This window comes from Pseudomonas sp. 34 E 7, assembly GCF_900005715.1.
Lineage (GTDB): Bacteria > Pseudomonadota > Gammaproteobacteria > Pseudomonadales > Pseudomonadaceae > Aquipseudomonas > Aquipseudomonas orientalis_A.
Genome location: NZ_CVTX01000162.1, coordinates 4,325 through 7,252, shown reverse-complemented (window position 1 = coordinate 7,252; position 2,928 = coordinate 4,325). Strand labels below are relative to the sequence as shown.

Here is a 2,928-nt window from a genome sequence, read left to right as displayed (position 1 = left end):
CCCGGCCGGCGTGGTTGCCGTCATTTTCATTTGACTAGCCATTCATTCCACCGTGTCGCAATGGCCGGACCGTTCTTGGCCCAGTAGGCGAAATCGAGGGTGATCTGGTCCTTGGCGTAGGCGGTCGGCAGATTGGGCGCCAGGACCGAATCCAGGCGCTGCACGCTGTCGATGTTCACCGGCGCGTAGGCGGTCAGGTTGGAGAAATCCGCCTGGCCCTTAGCACTGCTGGCATTGGCCAGGAACTTCATCGCGGCCGCTTTGTTTTTCGAGCCTTTAGGCACCACGAGAATGTCGGCCATCACCAGGTTCTGCTTCCAGCTCACGCCCACCGGTGCGCCATCTTCCTGCAAGGCGTGAATGCGACCGTTCCAGAACTGGCCCATGCTGACTTCGCCGGAGGCCAGCAACTGTTGCGACTGCGCGCCGCCGCCCCACCAGACGATGTCTTTCTTGATCGTGTCGAGTTTCTTGAAGGCGCGGTCCAGGTCCAGGGGGTAGAGCGTGTCGGCGGGCACGCCGTCGGCCAGCAGCGCCAGTTCGAGCACGCCCGGGCTCGGCCATTTGTAGAGGGCGCGTTTGCCGGGGTAGGTCTTGGTGTCGAACAAGGCGCTCCAGTCCTGCGGTTTGCCGGCGCCGAGCTTGCCTTCGTTGTAGCCGAGCACGAAGGAGAAGAAGAACGAACCGACGCCATGGTCGGAGACGAAGCGCGGGTCGATCTTGTCGCGCTGGATCACCGAGAAGTCGAGGGGCTCGAGCAGGCCTTCGGCGGCGGCGCGCAGGGCGAAGTCGGCTTCGACATCCACCACGTCCCACTGCACATTGCCGCTTTCGACCATGGCCTTGAGTTTGCCGTAGTCGGTGGGGCCGTCCTGGACGACCGTGATGCCGCTGGCCTTGCTGAAAGGATCGGCCCACGCCTGCTTCTGCGCATCCTGGGTGCTGCCGCCCCAGCTGACGAAATTGACGCTTTCGGCTGCCATGGCCGCGTGGGTGGCCACGCTCAACAGTCCCGCGAACAGCGCCGCGGTTGCACCTTTGTTCAACACCATGTTTACGCCCTCATTGTTGTGTTTATGAGCGGGGCTTTGCAGTGCCCGCCTGTCGGGAGCAGTCGGTCCGGAGCAACTGGTTAAGGTCGTCCGGCCTATGGGATATCATATTATGGTATTCCAAACTTTGCGCAAGCACTTTGCCATACCGGCTATCTGCCAACGCTGGGTTTTCAGCCTCAGGTGAAGGGGATGCTTTCCACGACTTCCAGGTCGTAACCGGTCAAGCCTGCGTATTTCAGCGGTGGGCCGAGGTGGCGCAGTTTGCCTACGCCCAGGTCCTGCAATATCTGCGCGCCGGTACCCACTTCCGAGTAAATCCGCGACTGCGACCGGCTGAACTGACGCGGCGCCTGGGTCAACTGCGGGACGCGTTCGAGCAAGGCCTGGGACGATTCATGGTTGGCCAGCACCACCACCACGCCGCAGCCTTCTGCCGCCACGCGTTGCAGGGCGGCCCACAAGGTCCAGTTGGACGGCCCGCTGTAGTCTGCGCCGACCAGGTCGCGCAACGGGTCGATTACATGCACACGCACCAGCGCCGGTTCATCGCGGCGCAGTTGACCCATGACCATGGCCATGTGCACGCCGCCGTCGATGCGGTCTTCAAAGGTGATCAGGCGAAAAGTGCCGTGCACCGTGGGCAGGTCGCGCTCGCCGATGCGCACCACGGTGCGTTCGGTGCTGAGACGGTAGTGGATCAGGTCGGCGATGGTGCCGATCTTGATCCCGTGCTTGCGGGCAAAGGCTTCCAGCTCGGGGCGGCGGGCCATGGTGCCGTCATCGTTCATCACTTCGACGATCACCGAGGCCGGTGTGTGCCCGGCCAGGCGCGCCAGGTCGCAACCGGCTTCGGTGTGGCCGGCGCGGGTCAGCACACCGCCATCCCTGGCGCGCAGCGGGAAGATATGCCCCGGCTGCACAATGTCGGCGGGGCCGGCGTTGCTGTCCACAGCGGCTGCCACCGTGCGTGCGCGGTCGGCGGCGGAGATGCCGGTGGTCACCCCGGTGGCGGCCTCGATGGACACGGTAAACGCGGTGCTGAACACGCTGCCATTGCTGGCCACCATCTGCTCCAGGCCCAGGCGTTGGCAATGTTCATCGGTGAGAGTCAGGCAGATCAGGCCACGGGCTTCGCGGGCCATGAAGCTGATAGTCTCGGCGGTGCAACACGCTGCAGGCAGCAGCAGGTCGCCTTCGTTTTCCCGGTCTTCGTCGTCCACCAGCAGCACCATCTTGCCCTGGCGGTAGTCTTCGATGATGTCGGCGATGCTGTTGAAGGGCATGGGGAGTGCTCTGCTTGTTGGTTGTATGTATTATGGTATACCACAAATTCCAAACAAGAGGATGTCTCGATGAAGGCCTATTGGATTGCCCATGTGGACGTGTCCGATGCAGAGCAATACACCCAGTACACCCAACGCGCGCCGGCGGCGTTTGCGAAATTCGGCGGGCGCTTCCTGGCCAGGGGCGGGCGCAGTGAGGCGCTGGAAGGCGGGCCGGCACGGCAGCGCAATGTGGTGATTGAGTTTGAGAGCTATGAGCAGGCGGTGGCGTGCTATGAGTCTGCCGAATATCAGGCGGCGAAGGGCCACAGAGCGGGGGTGGGGGAGGCGCAGATCATTATTGTGGAAGGGCTGGCGCCCTAGGTATACCTGGCCGAGTGTGGTCCAAATGTGGGAGGGGGCTTGCCCCCGATGGCGGTGGGTCAGCTACAAACAAGCTGACTGAAAGACCGCTATCGGGGCACAGGTATCTACACAACTCTGTAGCGCCCAACCGCGTAACCACGATGCGAAGCGAGCCGCTCTTGATCTTGATCTGCTTTTGATCCTAGGCGCCCCGTTAAACCACGCTGGCCGAACGCAGGCTTGAA

Annotated in this window: 3 protein-coding genes; 1 reads left to right on the top strand and 2 read right to left on the bottom strand. The window is 62.8% G+C overall.

Annotated features, from left to right (window positions below; genetic code table 11):
• Positions 1 to 26: 26 nt before the first annotated feature.
• Positions 27 to 1,052, bottom strand: coding sequence for an ABC transporter substrate-binding protein (locus BFP96_RS21655; RefSeq protein WP_065935308.1), 1,026 nt, complete (start codon positions 1,050 to 1,052; stop codon positions 27 to 29).
• Positions 1,053 to 1,231: 179 nt separating this feature from the next.
• On the bottom strand, positions 1,232 to 2,338 hold the full coding sequence (gene ribBA, locus BFP96_RS21650) for a bifunctional 3,4-dihydroxy-2-butanone-4-phosphate synthase/GTP cyclohydrolase II (RefSeq protein WP_065898442.1): 1,107 nt from the start codon (positions 2,336 to 2,338) through the stop codon (positions 1,232 to 1,234).
• A 69-nt stretch (positions 2,339 to 2,407) separates the two neighbouring features.
• On the opposite strand from ribBA, the gene BFP96_RS21645 reads away from it, so the two are divergent.
• On the top strand, positions 2,408 to 2,701 hold the full coding sequence (locus BFP96_RS21645) for a DUF1330 domain-containing protein (protein ID WP_065898441.1): 294 nt from the start codon (positions 2,408 to 2,410) through the stop codon (positions 2,699 to 2,701).
• The last annotated feature ends 227 nt before the right edge of the window (positions 2,702 to 2,928 follow it).

Coding starts and splice junctions, on each gene's coding strand:
- BFP96_RS21645 (WP_065898441.1), top strand. CDS start 2,408: ATGAAGGCCTATTGGATTGCCCATGTGGACGTGTCCGATGCAGAGCAA.
- BFP96_RS21655 (WP_065935308.1), bottom strand. CDS start 1,052: ATGGTGTTGAACAAAGGTGCAACCGCGGCGCTGTTCGCGGGACTGTTG.
- ribBA (WP_065898442.1), bottom strand. CDS start 2,338: ATGCCCTTCAACAGCATCGCCGACATCATCGAAGACTACCGCCAGGGC.